The sequence below is a fragment of the Arthrobacter sp. zg-Y1110 genome (assembly GCF_025244865.1).
GTDB lineage: Bacteria > Actinomycetota > Actinomycetes > Actinomycetales > Micrococcaceae > Arthrobacter_B.
This window is the reverse complement of sequence record NZ_CP104272.1, coordinates 3,294,743-3,312,457: the sequence shown is the minus strand read 5'-3', so window position 1 is coordinate 3,312,457 and position 17,715 is coordinate 3,294,743. Positions and strand designations below refer to the sequence as shown.

At 66.7% G+C, this 17,715-nt stretch carries 19 protein-coding genes; 11 read left to right on the top strand and 8 right to left on the bottom strand.

Going from position 1 to position 17,715, the window contains the following annotated elements:
• The first annotated feature begins 51 nt into the window (after positions 1 to 51).
• Together N2K99_RS15515 and N2K99_RS15510 are read left to right on the top strand one after the other, a co-directional pair.
• Complete coding sequence (locus tag N2K99_RS15515; protein WP_227919910.1) at positions 52 to 423, top strand: VOC family protein; 372 nt, start codon at positions 52 to 54, stop codon at positions 421 to 423.
• A 44-nt stretch (positions 424 to 467) separates the two neighbouring features.
• Positions 468 to 833 (top strand): VOC family protein, encoded by a 366-nt coding sequence (locus tag N2K99_RS15510; protein ID WP_227932762.1) that lies wholly within the window; start codon positions 468 to 470, stop codon positions 831 to 833.
• 28 nt (positions 834 to 861) lie between these two features.
• Here the strand turns inward: N2K99_RS15510 and N2K99_RS15505 are convergent, their stop codons facing one another.
• Positions 862 to 2,724, bottom strand: coding sequence for an ABC transporter ATP-binding protein (locus tag N2K99_RS15505; RefSeq protein WP_227932763.1), 1,863 nt, complete (start codon positions 2,722 to 2,724; stop codon positions 862 to 864).
• 93 nt (positions 2,725 to 2,817) lie between these two features.
• On the opposite strand from N2K99_RS15505, the gene N2K99_RS15500 reads away from it, so the two are divergent.
• The 3 genes from N2K99_RS15500 (at position 2,818) to N2K99_RS15490 (ending at position 6,024) form a co-directional block, all read left to right on the top strand.
• Positions 2,818 to 3,324, top strand: coding sequence for a MarR family winged helix-turn-helix transcriptional regulator (locus N2K99_RS15500; protein ID WP_227932764.1), 507 nt, complete (start codon positions 2,818 to 2,820; stop codon positions 3,322 to 3,324).
• Between the two features lie 265 nt (positions 3,325 to 3,589).
• A complete protein-coding gene (locus tag N2K99_RS15495) occupies positions 3,590 to 4,402 on the top strand; it encodes an alpha/beta fold hydrolase (RefSeq protein ID WP_227932765.1) in 813 nt (270 codons plus the stop codon).
• Positions 4,399 to 6,024, top strand: a complete 1,626-nt coding sequence (locus N2K99_RS15490) for an ATP-binding protein (protein ID WP_227932766.1) — start codon at positions 4,399 to 4,401, stop codon at positions 6,022 to 6,024. The genes N2K99_RS15495 and N2K99_RS15490 overlap by 4 nt, the downstream gene beginning before the upstream one ends.
• Here N2K99_RS15490 and N2K99_RS15485 read toward each other — a convergent pair.
• Entirely contained in the window at positions 6,008 to 6,472 is a 465-nt protein-coding gene (locus N2K99_RS15485) for a MarR family winged helix-turn-helix transcriptional regulator (RefSeq protein WP_227932767.1), read from the bottom strand. The genes N2K99_RS15490 and N2K99_RS15485 overlap by 17 nt on opposite strands.
• Before the next feature lies 1 nt (position 6,473).
• Positions 6,474 to 8,216 (bottom strand): MDR family MFS transporter, encoded by a 1,743-nt coding sequence (locus N2K99_RS15480; protein WP_227932768.1) that lies wholly within the window; start codon positions 8,214 to 8,216, stop codon positions 6,474 to 6,476.
• A 212-nt stretch (positions 8,217 to 8,428) separates the two neighbouring features.
• Here N2K99_RS15480 and N2K99_RS15475 point away from each other — a divergent pair, with 212 nt between their 5' ends.
• On the top strand, positions 8,429 to 9,811 hold the full coding sequence (locus N2K99_RS15475) for a DUF2254 domain-containing protein (RefSeq protein WP_227932769.1): 1,383 nt from the start codon (positions 8,429 to 8,431) through the stop codon (positions 9,809 to 9,811).
• Here the strand turns inward: N2K99_RS15475 and N2K99_RS15470 are convergent.
• A complete protein-coding gene (locus tag N2K99_RS15470; RefSeq protein ID WP_227919865.1) occupies positions 9,808 to 10,566 on the bottom strand; it encodes a sulfite exporter TauE/SafE family protein in 759 nt (252 codons plus the stop codon). The two genes, N2K99_RS15475 and N2K99_RS15470, sit on opposite strands and share 4 nt — an antisense overlap.
• Positions 10,567 to 10,609: 43 nt before the next feature.
• Positions 10,610 to 11,200: a rhodanese-like domain-containing protein gene (locus tag N2K99_RS15465; RefSeq protein WP_227919860.1), complete on the bottom strand. Its 591-nt coding sequence runs from the start codon at positions 11,198 to 11,200 to the stop codon at positions 10,610 to 10,612.
• 101 nt (positions 11,201 to 11,301) lie between these two features.
• On the opposite strand from N2K99_RS15465, the gene N2K99_RS15460 reads away from it, so the two are divergent.
• Entirely contained in the window at positions 11,302 to 11,559 is a 258-nt protein-coding gene (locus N2K99_RS15460) for a metal-sensitive transcriptional regulator (RefSeq protein ID WP_227919859.1), read from the top strand.
• Between the two features lie 43 nt (positions 11,560 to 11,602).
• Here N2K99_RS15460 and N2K99_RS15455 read toward each other — a convergent pair whose 3' ends face one another.
• Entirely contained in the window at positions 11,603 to 13,000 is a 1,398-nt protein-coding gene (locus tag N2K99_RS15455) for a rhodanese-like domain-containing protein (protein WP_227932770.1), read from the bottom strand.
• A gap of 434 nt (positions 13,001 to 13,434) precedes the next feature.
• On the opposite strand from N2K99_RS15455, the gene N2K99_RS15445 reads away from it, so the two are divergent.
• Positions 13,435 to 14,001 carry a GNAT family N-acetyltransferase gene (locus tag N2K99_RS15445; RefSeq protein WP_227932772.1) on the top strand — a complete coding sequence of 189 codons (567 nt, stop codon included), beginning with the start codon at positions 13,435 to 13,437 and terminating at the stop codon, positions 13,999 to 14,001.
• Between the two features lie 95 nt (positions 14,002 to 14,096).
• Positions 14,097 to 15,239, top strand: a complete 1,143-nt coding sequence (locus N2K99_RS15440; RefSeq protein ID WP_227932773.1) for a serine hydrolase — start codon at positions 14,097 to 14,099, stop codon at positions 15,237 to 15,239.
• A 23-nt stretch (positions 15,240 to 15,262) separates the two neighbouring features.
• On the opposite strand, the gene N2K99_RS15435 is transcribed toward N2K99_RS15440, so the two are convergent.
• Positions 15,263 to 15,991 carry a GAF and ANTAR domain-containing protein gene (locus N2K99_RS15435; RefSeq protein WP_227932774.1) on the bottom strand — a complete coding sequence of 243 codons (729 nt, stop codon included), beginning with the start codon at positions 15,989 to 15,991 and terminating at the stop codon, positions 15,263 to 15,265.
• A 158-nt stretch (positions 15,992 to 16,149) separates the two neighbouring features.
• Here N2K99_RS15435 and N2K99_RS15430 point away from each other — a divergent pair, with 158 nt between their 5' ends.
• Positions 16,150 to 16,536, top strand: a complete 387-nt coding sequence (locus N2K99_RS15430) for a hypothetical protein (protein WP_227932775.1) — start codon at positions 16,150 to 16,152, stop codon at positions 16,534 to 16,536.
• Between the two features lie 41 nt (positions 16,537 to 16,577).
• Positions 16,578 to 17,399, top strand: a complete 822-nt coding sequence (locus N2K99_RS15425) for a MerR family transcriptional regulator (protein ID WP_227932776.1) — start codon at positions 16,578 to 16,580, stop codon at positions 17,397 to 17,399.
• On the opposite strand, the gene N2K99_RS15420 is transcribed toward N2K99_RS15425, so the two are convergent.
• Entirely contained in the window at positions 17,396 to 17,566 is a 171-nt protein-coding gene (locus N2K99_RS15420; RefSeq protein ID WP_374200020.1) for an SDR family oxidoreductase, read from the bottom strand. The two genes, N2K99_RS15425 and N2K99_RS15420, sit on opposite strands and share 4 nt — an antisense overlap.
• Positions 17,567 to 17,715 lie beyond the last annotated feature (149 nt).

The window sequence follows — 17,715 nt, the reverse complement described above, 5'->3', positions numbered from 1 at the left end:
CGGCCGGAATTCCCGTGACAGCCGGCGGGATGGGGACCTAAGCTTCCCGCCATGGCTATCGCACGCGTTCCCAATACAGTTATCGACTGCCCGGATCCCGAGGCACTCGCCACCTTCTACGGCGCGCTGCTGGACTGGAAGGTGGGTGTGGACGACGACGGCTGGGCGGACATCACCGACGTCACCGGCCAGCGCTTCGCCTTCCAGCGGGTGGAAAACTACACACCGCCGGCCTGGCCCGGCCAGGACGTTCCCCAGCAGATGCATATCGACGTCGATGTGGACGACCTGGATGAGGCGGAAGCCGCCGTGCTCGCCCTCGGCGCCACCAAGCACGAGTACCAGCCGGGGGATACTTTCCGGGTGTTCCTTGACCCGGCCGGCCATCCGTTCTGCCTCTGCGTCGGCTGGCAGGATGACTGAAATTCCCGTGACAGCCGGCGGCAGGGTGCTCTAAGGTTCCAGCCATGGCTATTGCACGAGTACCCAGCACAGTTATCGACTGCCCGGATCCCGAGGCACTCGCCATCTTCTACGGCGCCCTCCTGGACTGGAAGGTGGACCTGGACGGGCACGACGGCGACTGGACCGAAATCTCCGACGTCACCGGCCAGCGCTTCGCTTTCCAGCGGGTGGAAAACTACACTCCGCCGGTCTGGCCGGGCCAGGATGTTCCCCAGCAGATGCATATCGATGTCGATGTGGACGATCTGGACGAAGGGGAAGCGGCGGTCCTCGCGCTTGGAGCAACCAAACATGAGCACCAGCGGGGAAGGACCTTCCGCGTGTTCCTGGATCCGGCAGGTCACCCCTTCTGCCTCTGCCAGGCCTAGCCGGCCGGGGCGGCCGGCGCCGCGCAGATTAGCGGCTGAGGTTGTCCTCCAGTGTGGCAGTGTGCGCGGCAAGCCGGGCGAACGCGCCCTCGGCGGCCCGCAGCTCGGCCGGAGTGCCCGCCTCGATGACCCGGCCGGCGTCGAGCACCACCACCTGATCCGCGTTCTCCACGGTGGAGAGCCGGTGCGCGATGGTCAGCGTGGTGCGCCCGGCGGACAGCCGCTCCAGGGCCAGCTGAACCTGCGCCTCGGTGGTGTTGTCCAGCGCCGAGGTGGCCTCGTCCAGGACCAGCACCGGCGGATTGCGCAGGATGGTGCGGGCAATGGCGAGCCGCTGCTGCTCCCCGCCGGAGAATCGGTGGCCGCGCGCACCCACCAGGGTGTCCAGGCCGTCCGGCAGGGTACCGACGCTGTCGGCCATCTGCGCGGCGGCAAGCGCGGACCAGAGCTGGTCGTCACTGGCGTCCGGATCGGCCAGCAGCAGGTTTTCGCGGATGGAGGCGTGGATCAGGTAGGTCTCCTGCGAGACGACGCCGACAATCCGGGCGAGGTCCTCGGGGGCCAGATCGCGTACATCCACGCCGTCGATGGTGACGCGGCCCGAGCCGGTGTCATTGAGGCGCGGCAGCAGGGACGCCAGGGTGCTCTTGCCGGAGCCGGTGGGGCCGACGACGGCGGTGGCGGTCCCGGCGGGCAGCGTCAGGTCGATGCCGTGCAGGACTTCGGTGCCGTCGTCGTACGCAAAGTGCACGTCCTCGAACCGCACGTCGCCGCGCACGGTTGCCGGATCCAGCCGGACCGGGTTTTTCGCCGGGCGGATCTGCGGCTCAAGGTCCAGGTACTCGAAGATCCGGCTGAAGAACGCCAGCGCGGTCACCCACTGCACACCGATGTTCAGCAGCCCCATGACCGGCCGGAAGATGCCGGCCTGCAGTCCGGTGAACGCCACTAGGGTGCCGATGGTCATGCCGCCGCTGGTGGCGGGGAAGCCGGCGGCGAGGTAGATGACGGCCGGAATGGCGGCGAAGACAATCTGCATGGTGGCCATCCGCCAGCGCCCGGCGAGCTGGCTGCGCAGCTCCAGTCCCACCAGGGTTTCGGAGCGGGCGCGGAACCGGTCGGCGTCGCGCGGAACGGTGCCCAGCGTTTTGGCCAGCCGGACGCCCGAGACCGAGAGGCCCTCTTCGACCTGGGTGTGCAGGGCGGCGAGCTCGCGCTGGCGTTCGTCGGTGACGTCGCGGCGGATCATCGCCACCCGGCGGGAGAGCCAGATGGCCGGCGGGAGCACCACCAGCGAGATCAGGCTCAGCCCGGGGGAGAGCGCCACCATCGCGACGGCGGTGGCGACCGCCGTCGTGAGGTTGGAGGCCACGCCCGTGGCGGTGGTGGTGACCACGGACTGCATGCCGGAGATATCGTGCGTGAGCCGGGACTGCACCTCCCCGCCGCGGGTGCGGGTGAAGAAGCCGAGCGACTGGGCCTGCAGATGGGTGAAAAGATTCACGCGCAGGGTATGCATAACGCGCTGGCCCATGCTGGTGGCCATCCAGGTCTGTACGACGCCGATGGCGGCGGTCAGGGCGGCCACGCCCACCATGGAAGCGGTCAGGAACAGCAGCAGCCGGGTGTTGCCATGCGGCAGTGCGTCATCAATCACCGCGCGGACCAGGAACGGCTGTGCCAGGCCGACCACCGACGAGGCGGTGATCAGCAGGACGACGACGGCGATGGCACCCTTGTGCGGGGCGAATAGTGCGGCGATGCGCCGCAGGTGAACCGGATGCCGGTTCAGTTGCTTTTGGTCGGCGGGATTCAGCTTGGCGGGGCCGCGGCCGCCGCCTGGTCCTCTGCCGCTTCCGGGGCCTTCGGGGGCCGCTTCGGGAACAGCCATGGTTCCTCCTGTCGCTGCCGGGAGATGCGATTCGGCAGCTAATGCAGAGGTTACCTCATTATGTGGTTACCGCGAAATGGGTAGACTGTTTTCATGACTGATGCTTCTGCCGATCCGGCGGCCCTGGGGGAACTGATGCATACGGCGTTCCGCGGACTGCGGAAGCGCTGGATGCAGCAGCTGGCCCCGTACGACCTGACGCCGCACCAGTTCCGCGCGCTGAGCGCGGTGGCACGGGCAGCGGGGCACGGGGGCGGGGTGCACGGCGGGGCGCACGGGGGCGCACCGGACACGGCCGGGGTCGACTGTGAGCCCGGGCTGCGGCTGAAGGAACTGGCGGAGCGGCTGCGCATTGCCCCGCGCTCGGCCACGGAGGTGGTGGACCAGTTAACCGCCAAGGGGCTGGTGGAGCGCCGGGCACATCCGACCGACCGTCGGGCTACCCTGCTGACGCTGAGCGAGGCAGGGGAGCGGCTGCGGGAAACGGTGCTGGCAGACCGGAAGCGCGAGGCGGACGAGTTCTTTTCCGTTCTGGAGCCGGGGGACCGGGCGGAGTTGGCGCGGATCCTGGGCGAGCTTGGCGGGAGTAGGGATGGATAATTCCCGGCACGCAAACACGATGGAAAGCTAAGCAACCTGATTTTCTCCTGTGGGGGTCGTTCTGTTAGATTTCGAACGGGGAATTCCACGCGTTGCTGCGTGCCTTCCTTGGCAGCAATTTGCTGGTGATTGAACAAAGTCTCGATATATAAGGTCTCTACTTCATGTGTAAAACGAGCGGTAAGCCCCTCGCCCGGGCTGGTGTCGCAGCCCCGGCACGGCCCGCACTCAGTTCCTCGCCGCCCCCGGAAGAATCCGCCCGAGGATGAATGCGCAGGCAGTAATCCAGCGCAACAACGTCCGGGTGCTTGGACGTCCAGATGGCCCTGTGCTGCTGCTGGTTCAGGGCTTTGGCTGCGACCAGGTGATCTGGGACCCGATCCTGCCGGCGTTTACGGACGCCTACAAAGTGGTGCTGTTTGATCATGTCGGAACCGGGGCGGCCGATCCGGAGGCTTACAACGAAGCAAAATACGCTGATCTGGAAGGTTATCTGGGCGACCTCATCGAGGTGCTGGATGCCTTGGATGTGCAGGACGCCACCATCGTGGGGCACAGCATAGCCGGCACCATGGCACTGGCCGCCTCGGTGCGCAGCCCTCGGATTGCATGCCTCATCCTGCTCTGCACGTCGCCCTGCTACCTCAACGACGAGGGTTATTCGGGTGGATTCGCCCCCGGTGACATCCAGAAGGTTATTGATGCGGTGGAGGCCAACTACCCCCTCTGGGCGAGGACGATGAGCGCGGGCATAGCGGGAGCGGATGCAGGCCCGGAGGTCAATGACATGCTGGCGGACCGGCTGTGCCGGTTGCATCCGGAGTACGTGCGGGACTTCCTGCGAATGAGCTTCGCCACGGACATCCGGCACCTGCTGCCCCAGGTGTCCGTTCCGGCCCTGGTCCTGCAGCCGCGGGCCGACCCGCTGACCCCGGAAGCGGCGTCGTTGTACCTGCACCAGCATCTCCCCGGCAGCACGCTTGTGGAACTGGAAACGCGCGGCAACATGCCGCACATCATCAACCCCCGAGAGACGGCCGAGGCCATCCTCCAGTACCTGCCGACGGTTCAGGCATGACCGGCGCGACCAGCGCAGCGGCGGATGGTCCGCAGGCCGGCGACGGCGTGTACGAGGAGCACTTCCATGCGGCGGCTTCCGGGTACCTCGTCCTCACCACGGACGGTACGATCCTGGATGCCAACCAGACGCTGGCCTCCTGGACCGGGCATTCCCGGGAGGGGTTGCTCGGAGGCAACATCATTGACCTGATGCCGTTGGCCGACCAGGTGGTCTTCACCTCCTACGCCGTACCGCAGCTGGCCGTGGCGGGATGCTTCAACGAAATGGCGGCGGAGCTGGTGTCCGCAGACGGGGACCTGATTCCGGTTCTCCTCTCCGGCGTGCGCACGGAGGAAAAAGACGCCCGAGACGGGGCCGGCGTGGACCGGATCGCCGTCTTTAACGCCTCTGAACGCAGGCTCTACGAGCGGGAGCTGGTGGCTGCCCTGCGCAAAGCCGAGGCGGCTGAAGCAGCGCGGGCCGCAGCGGAAGAAGAAACCCGGGAAAAGCAGAAGGCACTGGAGGAGAAAGACCTCGTCCTGCAGGCGAATCTGGCGAAGAGCAGGGAGCGCGAAGCCTTACTGGAAACGGTGCTCAACACGATCGACGTCGGCCTGCTTGTGGTGGATGCGCAGGGCCGGACCATGCTGACAAACGCCCATCTCCAGTCCGCCTGGAACAGGGTCCAAGGGGACATCGCCCCGGGCGGGGACCGGCCGATTTTCGGTCCGGACCGCGTCACGCCCCTGTCCGATGTCGAGAGTCCGGTGAGGCGGGCCGTCGCGGGTGAGTCCTTCTCGAACCGGTTGGTATGGTTCGGGTCCTTGGACCGTGGAAACCAGCTGGCCCTCAATGTCTCCGCCCGGCCCATCAGGGCGGAAGGGGTGGTTTCCGGATCGGTGATCGTCTACAGCGACGTCAGCCGGTTGGTCCATGCCGTCGCGGCCCAGGAGGAATTCGTGGCGAGTGTGTCCCACGAACTGCGGACCCCGCTGACTTCGATCATGGGTTACCTTGACCTCGCACTGGACGAGGAGGGACTGTCCCCGGTGGTGACCTCGGCGCTGAATGTTGCGCTGCGCAACTCGGAACGGCTGTTGGCGCTGGTGTCCGATCTGTTGTCCGTAGCGTCCGGTGCTACCAAAATGGACCGCCGACCGGTGAATCTGGCCGAAATCGTGCGGGCAGGCGTGGTGTCGGTATCCCCGAAGGCTGCTGCGGGACGGGTGGACCTGGTGTCGGAGATTCCGGTCTCGCTGACTGCTGATGCGGATCCGCAGCGACTGGCACAGGTGGTCGATAACCTGCTGTCCAACGCCGTGAAGTACTCGCCGGACGGGGGAACAGTGACAATCCGCCTCTGCAAGGACGAGCACGCGGTCCGCCTTTCCGTGGCAGATACCGGGATCGGAATGAGCGAGGCCGAACAGGAAAAGGTCTTTACCAAGTTCTTCCGGTCCCGCCGCGCTGTTGCCTCGGCTGTGCCCGGGGTCGGCCTGGGCCTGGTGATCACCAAGAACATTGTGGAATCGCACGGGGGAAAGCTGAGCTTCGTCAGCAGTCCGGGGCAGGGAAGCGAGTTCACGGTGTCCCTGCCCCTGGCGGCGGAAACCGCTGCCGGAATCAGTTCCGCTCGTTGAGCTTCTTCAACAGGTCGGTAAGGTTCTGCAGCTCGGTCGAAGTCCAGCTCCCGAGCCGGTCCCGCAGGAGGGCCCGCTTCGCAGAGTGGGCGTTCTCGTAGCGGACCCGACCTTCCGGAGTCAGATTCAGCAGCTGGACCCGCCCGTCGGCAGGGTTCGCCCGGCGGACCACCAGGCCCAGGGTTTCCAGCTGGGACACCGTCCGGCTGAGCAGGGCCTTGTCCACCTGAAGCGCCTCGGCCACGCTCCCCTGCGGACATTCCCCGCCGCGGTACAGGGTCATCAACACCGTGAACCCCAGCGGCTGCAGGCCCGGATGGACCGCCGCGGCGGCATCCTTGAACGTCCCCCGCGCGGCGGCAAGCATCATGGAAAACTCGCGTTCCACTTCCAGGACGGCGGACTCGAAGGTGATGCTGTCAGCGTCCCCGGCTGCCGACGTCGTCACCCTATGCGTTGTTCTTTCCGGCCGGAACATCCTTCCCCGCAGAAACGTCCGGATCCTGCCCGGCGGCCTCTTCGGACACGGCAGCTACCGTCTCTGCAGTAGTCCCGGAGTCCTTCCCGGACGCCGCAGCAGCTTCTTCTGCCTGCATCTTCTCGTGCCGGGTCAGGCTGCCCAGCGGCAGGTTCGGCAGGAAGAGCACAGCCAGCAGGGTCAGGACGCCCAGCGGAGCGGCGATCATGAAGATGTGCGCCACCGAGGAGCCGTACACCGATTCCACAATGAGACGCACGGATTCGGGCAGGGAATTCACATCCGGGATGCTGCCGGAGGCCAGCGATGCGGCGACCGCCTTGCCCTCCTCGCCCAGCGCGCCGATGGCAGCCGTCAGTTCGCCCTGCTTCTCGGCCAGCCGGTCGGTCACCTGGGTGGCCAGCACCGCGCCCAGCGCGGACACACCGACGGTGCCGCCGATAGTACGGAAGAAGTTGATGCTGGAGCTGGCGACGCCGAGATCCCGGGTGGAAACGTCGTTCTGCACCACGAGCACGAGGTTCTGCATCACCATGCCCACGCCGGCGCCGAGCAGGAACATGTACAGGGAGACGAGCCCGAAGTTCGTGTCATATTCGATGGTGCCCATGAGGACAAGGCCCACCGTCAGCAGCACGGACCCGACCACCACGTAGGCCTTCCACTTGCCGCTCTTGGTGATCATCCGGCCCACAATCGTGGAGATAATCAGCAGGCCGGCCATCATCGGGATGGTCATCAATCCGGACATGGTCGCAGATGCGCCGCGGGCCAGCTGCATGTACTGGGACAGGAACACGGTGGTGCCGAACATGGCGACGCCGACGGCGAGGGACCCGACCACCGCGAAGGTGAAGGTCCGGTTGCGGAACAGAGTCAACGGGATCAGCGGCTCCGGGGCCTTCAGTTCCACGGTCACGAACGCGGCCAGGCCCAGCAGCGAACCGCCGACCATCCATGCGGTGGCCGCACTGGCCCAGCCGAAGTCCGTGCCGACCAGGGAAACCCAGATGAGCAGGCAGGACACGGATGCCGAAAGCAGCACGATGCCGGCGTAGTCGATCTGCACCTTCCGCTTCTTCAGCGGCGGCAGGTGCAGGGTCTTCTGGATCATCACCAGGGCGACGGCGGCCAGCGGCACGGCGACGTAGAAGTTCCAACGCCAGTTGACGGTGTCCGTGATGACGCCGCCGATCAGAGGACCGCCCACCGTGGACAGGGCCATCACGGCGCCGAACAGGCCCATGTACCGGCCGCGTTCCCGCGGCGAGACAATGTCCGCCATGACAATCTGGGTCAGCGCGCCGAGACCGCCGGCGCCGATGCCCTGCACCACGCGCATGGCGATCAGCCAGTCGGTGTTGTGCGCGAAACCTGCCGCGGCGCTGGCGACAATGAAGATGATCAGGGCCAGCTGGACCAGGACCTTGCGGTTGAGCAGGTCTGCGAGCTTGCCCCAGATCGGGGTCGAAACCGCGGTGGCCAGCAGGGTGGCGGTGACCACCCAGGTGAAGGCGGCCTGGTCGCCGTCGAGGTCCGAGATGATCACCGGCAGCGAGGTGCTCACCACCGTGTTCGCCAGCATCGAGACGAACATGCCCAGCAGCAGGCCGGTCAGGGCCTGGAGAACGGCACGGTGCTTGCGTTTTGCTTCAGCCCGCGCCTCGGCTCGGGTTGCGGGGGCGGCGCCCTGCGGGGCAGGGGAAACGGACATGGGGTACTCCAAAAAGCCGAACGACGGTTAAAGGTTGATTTAAATCAACGGTACGTCCGGGGTTTTTGCTGCCTTGACCAGATGCGCCCCTCGGTGACTGATCTCATGGGGAAAGGTGATGAGGTCGTCTTCCGGCTGTGGGGTCGGAGCGCGCAGCGGTGAAGCCGGGCACAATGAAGGGTGGCCGAGATTCCGTTTTCCAAGGGGCACCGATGAGCAATACCGTGCATGGTTCGTCCACCTTCCCGCCGCGCCACCCGGGTCTGGAGCCGCGCTTCCGGGTGTCCCGGGAGGCGCTGCGTGCCTCCCTCTGGTTCTGGCCCACCTGCGCCTCGCTTGCAGCGGTGCTGCTGACCCTGCTGCTGTTGCAGGTCCGCCCGGGTGACGACGTCGCGTGGGCACGCTGGATCTGGCCGGCCGGCGTCGATGCGGCGAGCAGCCTGCTGCAGACCGTGGCCACCAGCGTGATGACGGCAGCGACCGTGACGTTCTCCCTGACCGTGGTGGCATTGCAGCTGGCCTCGCAGCAGTTTTCGCCCCGGCTGCTGCGCGAGTTTGCTCGGGATGCCCGGACCCAGACCGTCCTGGGCGTGCTGATGGGAACGTTTATGGCGTCCGTCACCGGCCTCTACGGGATGGAGGTGGACCGCTCCGTCCCGGTGCTGGTGGTGGGCCTGGTCTACGTGCTGGGGATTGCCAGCGGCGTGGTGCTGCTGCTGTTCATCGGGCACATCACCCGGTCGCTGCGGGTGGACACCATGATGCTCAACGCGCATCAGGGCTGCCTGGCGGTGCTGCGTGAAACCTATCCCGCATCCGATACCGGCGAGGTGCAGGACTTTCCCCGGCCCGACGGCGGCACTCCTGTGCCGGTCGGCCGCAGCGGCATCGTGCAGGCAGTGCACGCGAAGCCCCTGGTCCAGATGCTGCACGAACACGGACTGACTCTGCGGATGGAGGTGCAGCCGGGCGACCATGTCACCATCGGCACGCCGGTGGCCCGGGTCTGGAGCGACGACGGCGGCCCGGTCCCGCTGGGTGCCGTGCGCGAGTCCCTGGCGGGTGCACTGGAAATCGGCTATGAACGGACACCTGAGCAGGACGCCGCGCTGGGGCTGCGCCAGCTGACCGACATTGCGGTCAAGGCCATTTCCCCAAGCATCAATGATCCGATCACCGCCGCCCACGCGCTGGGCTACTGTGCCGATCTGCTGGTGGACATCTCGCGCCGGCGGCTCGGCCCCGAAGGGCAGGAAGATAACGACGGGGTGCTGCGCCTGGTCACTGTGGGCCGTGACTACCGGTACTTCTTGGACCTGGTCTGCGGGCCGGTCCGCCGCTTCGCGGATTCCGAACCGATTGTGCTCACCGCCGTGCAGCGCCTGCTGCGTGACTGCGCGGCCACTGCCGTCAATGAGAACCAGCGCGAGGAGATCCGTCGGCAGTCCTCGCTGGTGCTCGAGAACACCTCGCGGACCCTGGCGGTGGCTGACGGACAGGAAGTCCGCGACATGGCCCGCCGGGTGGAGGAGGCCCTGGCCGGGGACCTGGAAGCCGCCTTCGGTGACCGGGCGGGGGAAACCCGCTCGGTTTAGGGCAGCAGTTCCATGGCCAGGACAAAAACGCCCATGGCCAGCACGAAGAACCCGAAGCCCCGCCGCAGCGCGGCCTCCGGAATACGCCCGACCAGCCGGGCACCGATGAGCGATCCGATAATCGCCGCAGCGGTGACACCGCCCACCAGCGCCCAGTCCAGGGACACGGTGGTGAGGTAGCCGGCGAGGCCTGCAAAGGACTTCATGGAAATGACCACCAGCGAAGTTCCCACCGCCACGGGCATGGAAAGCCCGCCCAGCAGGGCCAGTGCCGGGACCACCAGGAAGCCGCCGCCGGCTCCCACCAGGCCGGTCACCAACCCCACCACCAGGCCTTCGACAATGACCTTCCCCACCGGAAGCTCCTTGCTATGCGATTCCGCGGACCCGCCCCTGCGTCCGCGGATCATCGCCACCGAGGTTGCGATCATCATCAGGGCGAAGGCGACCATCAGCACCACTCCCGGTATCCGCCCGCCAAGCAGGCCCCCTGCAAACGCCCCTGCCATCCCCGCCGCGCCGAAGAGCAGCCCGGTGCGCCACTTCACCCGACCCTTGCGGGCGTGCCCGACGGCGCTGAAGGCCGAGGTCACGCCAACCACGAAGAGCGACGAGGCGATGGCCTCGCGGGGGCTCATGCCGGCCACGTAGGTCAGGATCGGGACGGTGAGGATGGACCCGCCCCCGCCAAGCAGGCCGAGCGAGAGCCCGATCAGCACGGAAAGCAGGAGGGTCGCGGCGAGGGTAACAGTCATGGATGGTGTCCTTGGAAAGGGGAGCGGCGGTGGGGCAGGCGGGTTAGCGGGCGGCGGGCAGCTGGCTGATGGCCGACTGCGCCGTGGGTTCGGACGCCGCCTTGTTCCAGGGCATCTTCGACAGGGCCTGGCCCATGGCGCAGGTGTTGGTCGCAGCGGAGAACGTCAGCCCGGCGCCGATTCCCCCGGCCAGCAGCCGCACCTTGGGGGACACGAACCGGCCGCCGGCGAGGCCGGCGATCACCAGGGAGCCTGCGGCCATGCGGACCTGGCGTTCCAGCGACCAGCGCTGTGCGCCGCGGACGACGTCGCCGCCGGCCGCCGCGAACGCGGGCACACCGCCGGTGAGGACCCGGGCGTTGGTGACGGCCGCACCGGCGAGGCGCCCGCGGGCCTGTTCGGCGCGGACGCCGGACTGGCAGACCAGCACCACGCGGTCGCCCAGGCGTTTGGCCAGTTCATCGGTGTGCTCGGACAGCAGCGGCAGCGGCACGTTGTAGGAGCCCCGGATGTGCATGCTTTCAAACTCGGCGGCGGAACGGACGTCGAGGACCACGAGGTCTTCGTACCGGCCCATCCAGTTCTGCAGGGTGGCGGCGTCGAGCTCGGTTACGGGGGAAGCGGAGGAGGCCATGGGCCCTCATTTCTGTAGATAGGTAGTTCTGCGGGAAACGCCGGAGCGAAACCCCTGGGGGTATACTTCCGGTAAGAAAATCACCACCGGAGGAGAAGTCCATGCAGCTGGATAACAACGAACTCGCACCCGTCATCAACCGGCTGAAGCGGGCTCAGGGACAGCTGACCGCGGTTACCCGCATGCTCGAGGAGGGGCGGGACTGCAAAGACATCGTCACGCAGCTGGCAGCTGTGTCGAAGGCGCTGGACAAGGCGGGATTCGCAATCATCGCGGCCGGCCTGGAGCAGTGCCTGCTCAACGATGACGGCTCGATGGACAAGAAGGACCTGGAAAAGCTCTTCCTCTCCCTGGCCTAGGCGGCAGGGGCGGCGGTTCGCCGGCCGCCCCTGCCAGCGGAAATCAGCTGTTGATACGGGCCTGCATGCCGGACCAGCCGGCGTAGCTGCCGTCCAGTTCGACGACGTCGTACCCGGCCCGGCGCAGGGCGCTGGCGGCCACGGAGTTGCGCACGCCGCTCTGGCAGTAGGTCACGATGGTGCCCTCGTCCGGCAGCTGGTCCAGGTTCCAGAGCACCCGGCCGGCGCTGAGCTGCTTCGAACCGGGGATGTGTCCGGCGGTGTGCTCGGTGCGGTTGCGGACATCAAGGACCAGGGCTGCGTCAAAGCCTTCCAGCTCCTCCGGCTGGATCAGGCGCGGCAGAGTCTGCGGCAGGCCGTCCATGGTGGTGGCGAAGCCGGCCACCCGGTCAATGCCGACCCGGACCAGGTGGTCCCACATCTCCTGTGCAGAGCCCTGATCGGCGGCGAGCAGCACCAGCGGGCGGTGGTCGGTTTCGGGGTCCACGGCCCAGGCTCCGAAGCTGGCGGTTTTGGTGCCGGCGGGGATATTCACCGATCCGGTCACGGTTCCCTTGTGGACCTCTCCGTTCGAGCGGGTGTCCACGAAGGTGAGGGTGTCCTGCGCCAGGCCGCGGGCGACGTCGTCCGCGGACAGTTCCTGCAGCGGGGCGCGTTCGCCCATCACGGCCGGACCCTGCCGGTTTTCGCGCTTCATCCTGCCGAAGTAGGCGTGCGCATCAGGCTGCCCGTCGAGCAGTTCATCCACGAAGCCCTGCTCGTCATTGGCGGCAAGGTATTTGCCCCACCACGCGTAGAGGCGTTCGTAGCCCACGGTGGTGGAGGGGAGTGCGCCGAGCGCCTTGCCGCAGGCGCTGCCCGAGCCGTGGCCGGGGTAGACCTGCACGTGGTCGGGCAGGGTCAGGAACTTTTCCTGCAGACTGCGGAAAATCTGCCGGGCGCCTTCGAAGCGGGTGTCCACGCCGCCGGCGGCTTCATCCAGCAGGTCGGGGCGGCCCAGGTCTCCGGAAAAAACGAAGTCGCCGGAGAGCAGGTAGCCGGGTTCGCTGCTGAAGGCGCCGTCGGTGACCAGGAAGGAAAGATGTTCCGGCGTGTGGCCCGGGGTGTGCAGGGCCTGGAGGGTGATGTTGCCGAGGGGAACCGTGTCGCCGTCGTGTAGGCGGGCCGCCTCGAAGCGGTACTGCCAGTCCGTGCCGCCCTCGCCGGAAACGTACATTTCGGCGCCGGTGGCGGCCGCGAGCTCGCGGGTGCCGGAGAGGTAATCGGCATGGATGTGTGTCTCGGTGACCGCGACAATGCGCATGCCGTTGGCGGCGGCGAGCTCCAGGTAGGTGTTGATGTCGCGGCGGGCGTCCACCACCACGGCTTCGCCCTGGCGCTGGCAGCCGATGAAGTAGCTTGCCTGGGCCAGGTCCTCGTCATAGATGCGTTCGAGCAGCATGGAATCTCCTTTGTGGGGTTTTTAGACACCCCCGGGGGTATCCGTCCTGCTTCGACGGTAATACCCAGGGGGGTATGTCCGCAAACCCGAGGGGTGCGCTTTGCATACCCTAGGGGGTATCTGCAACCATGGTGGAGGGACGCAATGTCCGGTAGGAATACGAGCCAAGGAACAAGCAAAATGTGCCGAGCAGTAAAGTGCCGCAAATGCGGCAAGACCACGTGGGCCGGATGCGGAAACCACGTTGACCAGGTGATGCGCGGGGTGTCGAAGGCGGACCGCTGCAGCTGCGGCGGGGACGCCGGAAAAGCTACGGCCGGCGCCCAGCCGTCCGGCGGCTGGCTCGGGAAACTGTTCGGCCGGAAGTAAGCAGGACCGGCCGGGGCAAGCCGAGCCTCCGGCCACCGCAGGTGCGGCTGTGGCAGGCTGTGGCCATGGAAACCACCACCGGCATTCCCCCATGGCCTTCGGCCGAGCCGCAGTATGCCAACGTGAGGCTGCGCGCGTTCCGGGACACCGACGTCGGGATGGCCATGGAGCTGGCCCAGGACAAGTACGTCCCCACGGTGGGGAGCCTTCCGGCGCGGGCAACCCACGGGCAGGCCTTGGAGTGGCTGGAACAGCAGCGGCAGCGGCACGCCGCGGGAACAGGCTTTTCCTTTGCCGTCGCGGATGCCGAAACCGATCAGTGCGTGGGGCAGATCGGACTCTGGGGGTGGGAGCTGCAGCACGGCCGTGCCCAGGCCGGCTACGGCATCATGCCAACCGCCCGGGGGCACCGGTTTGCTGCCAACGCCCTGCGGGCACTGCTGGAATTCGCCTGGACTATTCCGGAGCTGCACCGCGTGGAGGCGTACATCGAGCCGTGGAACACCGCCTCGATCCGTTCGGCCGAACTCGCGGGTTTTGCGCAGGAAGGACTACTGCGCAGCTACATGGAGATTTCCGGGCAGCGGCGGGACCTGCTGATCTATGGAGCGGTCAGGGGACACGAGGGGTAGCCGGCGCCGGGACGGCGCATTCGCAATCATCCTTTCCGACGCAACCGCGGCCCCATCCGTTGACTCCCCGCCCCGCGGAAGCGGACAGTTGAGGCATGCCAGGCATCGCCGCACCCCTCTGGGATTCTCTGACCGGGACCGTCCAATCGGGCTGGTGTCCGGGACTGGTGGCAGGGGTCCGGATCAACGGGCAGACCGAAATCTTCGCCACCGGCTCGCTGGGACTCGACCAGTCCGAGCCGATGGCCGAGGACACTCCGTTCCGCATCTCCTCGCTGAGCAAACTGTTCGGCGGCGCCCTGGCCATGAGCCTGGTGGCCGACGGCGCGCTGGGATTGAATGACGAGGCCGGACGGTGGCTGCCGCGGCTCGCAAACCTGCGGGTGCTGGCCACTCCGGATGCCCCTTTGACGCTGACGGTCCCGGCCCGCGGACCCGTCACGGTGCGCCACCTGCTGACCTTCACCGCCGGCCTGGGCGTCGACTTCGATCCGACCCCGTATGTGGCGGCCACCCAGGATTTCCTCTGGGGACCCAACCCGCCGGACATGACCCCCGAGGAGTACCTGACCCGGCTCGGCAGCCTGCCGCTGGCCTACCAGCCGGGGGAGCGCTGGATGTACCACGCCAGCGCGGACGTGCTCTCGGTCCTGCTCGCGGCAGCCACTGTCACGCCCCTGGACCAGCTGGTGCAGGAGCGGATCAGCGAACCGTTCGGGCTGACCGGCACCGGCTTCCCGACGGGCACCGAACATTTCCCGGTGGTGTACGCGGTTAACGACGACGGCGGGTTGTTCGAGGCGGTGTCCTACCGGGATGCGCTGGCGGGACCGCCGAAGTTCGCGTCCCTGGCCGGCGGGATGGTTTCCACCGTGCCGGACTTCGTGCGCTTCCTCGCCGGGCTCGCGGATGACACGGTGCTGCCGGCCGAGCTGCGGCACGAAATGACGGCGGACCAGTTGACCTCCCCGCAGCAGGTCGGCGTGGCCGAAGTGGCCGGCCCGGACGAATCCTGGGGATTCATGACCGCCGTACAGACCGGGCGTGGGGCGCCTTGGTCCGAGCCGGGCATGTGGGGCTGGGCCGGCGGATCCGGGACCAGCGCCGCCGTTTTTCCCAACGGGGATATCGGCGTCGTGTTCACCCAGCGGTTCCTGAGCAGCCCGCAGGAGCATTTCGATTTCTTCTGGGAACCGTTCGGGGAGCTGCGGGAGAGTATTCGGAACACCGCTACCTAGTTGGCCGCGGCCAGGAGGGCTTCCTACGCGAAGTGGGTTGCTACCTTGGCGGCGGTCACCGATTCGACCAGCCGTTCAGCCAGCTCGCGGAGCTTGATGTTCTGGTGGCTGGACGCCCGCCGGAGGATGCCAAAGGCTTCCCCCTGGCTGCAGCGGTTCTGTCCGGCAACGATACCGACGGCAATGTCGATGGCGGTGCGGGACTCCATGGCCTTACGCAGATCGTCGCTGACCTCCTTGTGGTTCGCAATCTGAACGGCAACCTGCAGGGTCACGGCAGCTTCCGCTGCATAGTCCTCAACGGCATGCACGAAATCATCGGTGAAAATGCCGGTGCTCTTGCCGTAGAGGTTGAGGGCCGCGCCGCCGTCGTCACCAATGAGCAGGGGTACGGCGAGCACGGAATAGCAGCCCAGGCCATGGATAGCCTCGAAATACTCGATCCAGCGTGAACCGGTGCGGGTGTCGGCCACCAGCGTCAGCTCTCCGCTCTCCGCCGCGTAGAGGCACGGCCCGTCGCCGTACCCGTACTGGAGTTCGTCGAGCTGATTGGCCTCGGTGCTGCTGCTGGCCACCGTCTGGGCGCGTTTGTCCCGTTTCAGGGTGATGCTGCAGAGCAGCTGGTCCGGGTCGCTGAAAAGTTCAGCAGCTTGTCCGGCGAAGGCTTCAAGAAAAAGCTCCATGCCCGGGTTGTCCAGAATGAGTTGCTGCAGCTGCGCCGCAACTGAGGTTCCGCGAGTAAGGGCTGTCATTGCAACAGCTTATCCGGGCGGCTGCTCGGGAATGGCCCGCGGACGACGGCGCGCGGCCGGCGACAATAAGGCCTGCTGCTTAGGGCGTTATGCTCCGGATGGGACCGAAGAGCCCTAGGATAAACGCAATTCCGCAGCACCGCAGAAACGAGGCTTCAGTGTCCACGCCCCACCCCGACCCGCAGAATGACCAGTATCCCTACCCGTCGACTACGGAAACGGAAGACCGGACCCAGACGCAGACGCAGTTCCCGTCCTACCCGATGTCGGCCCAGCGGCCCAGCGGGCGTGCAGCGGGGGAGAGCTTCAAGAACCAGTCGCTGCTCTTCGGTGTGCTCGGCCTGTTTGTCGCTGGATTCGTCCTCGGTCCCATGGCCATTTACTACGCCCAGAAAGCCGAGGCGCTGAATGTCCCTGCAAGTGCGGGCAAGGTGCTCGGCTGGGTCAACGTGGTTATGTGCGCCATCACCGTGGCTATCTTCCAAACGCTGATTTACTTCCTGGTGTTCGCCGCGATTACCGGGTTTGGGGGCCGCGCCATCTAAGTGCTTGACCCTGACACAGTGGCAGGCAGGAGAACTGAGACATGTTATCCATCGGAGCCTTCGCGCAGATCGGCCAGGTGACCCACCGCATGCTGCGGCACTGGGACACCGCCGGGCTGCTCGTCCCGGCCCACGTGAACGAGTTCAGCGGCTACCGCTCCTACGATCCCTCCCAGCTGGAACGGCTGCACCGGATCGTCGCCCTTCGCCAGCTCGGCTTCGGCCTGGAGGAAGTTGCCTCCATTCTCGATGCCGGCGTCGACGCCGACCGGATCGCCCGGATGCTCCGCATCCGGCGGGCCGAGGTGGAGAGCGAACAGCGGACGGCGGCCGCGAGGCTCCTCGACGTGGAACGGCGGCTCCATCTCATTGAAAAGGAAAATGCCATGTCCCAGATCGAAATCGTGCAGAAGTCCCTGCCTGCGGTCCGTTTGGCCGCCCGCACCGCCGTCGTTTCCGAACAGCACGAGGTGGCCGCCGTCGTCGGGCCGTTGTTCGATGCCGTGGCGGAGGCCCTGGCACCCACGGGTGCATCCCTGGATAGGCCGATCGCCCAGTACGAGACGAGCGAAAACGGCATGCACATCATGGCCGGGTATGCCGTCTCCTCTGCGGGTCCCGACGGCGTGGAGCTGGTGGATCTGCCGTCCGTCCCGACCGCCATCTGCGGTGTCCACCTCGGCGCCATGGACCGCATAGGGGAAAGCTGGCAGGCCGTGCATACAGAGACCATTGCCCGCGGCTTTGTGCTCTCGGGTCCGTGCCGCGAGGTGTATATCCGTGCGGCCTCCGATGACCAGGCGGACTGGGTCACGGAGCTGCAGCAGCCCGTCCGGCCGGTCCGCGGAACACCGCCGGTTTAGACGTTGTAGATCTTCCCGGCGGTGATCCCGCCGTCGACCACAAACTCGGCACCCGTGGAGAAGCTGGACTCGTCGCTGGCCAGGAAGAGGACCACACTGGTGACCTCTTCCGGAGCGGCCGGCCGGGTGAGGGTGGTTTCGGTGAAGTCGATCAGCTTGACCCGCATGAGGGGTAGCTCTGCACATGAAACGCCGGCAGCATGGGGAGTCGACGGCGATCCTCGGACTCGGCTGGAGGGGCCAATAACACGATGGCCAGGACCGACAGCAGGGCCAGCAGACAATGGTGATTTGTGACACGAATCAGGATTCAACC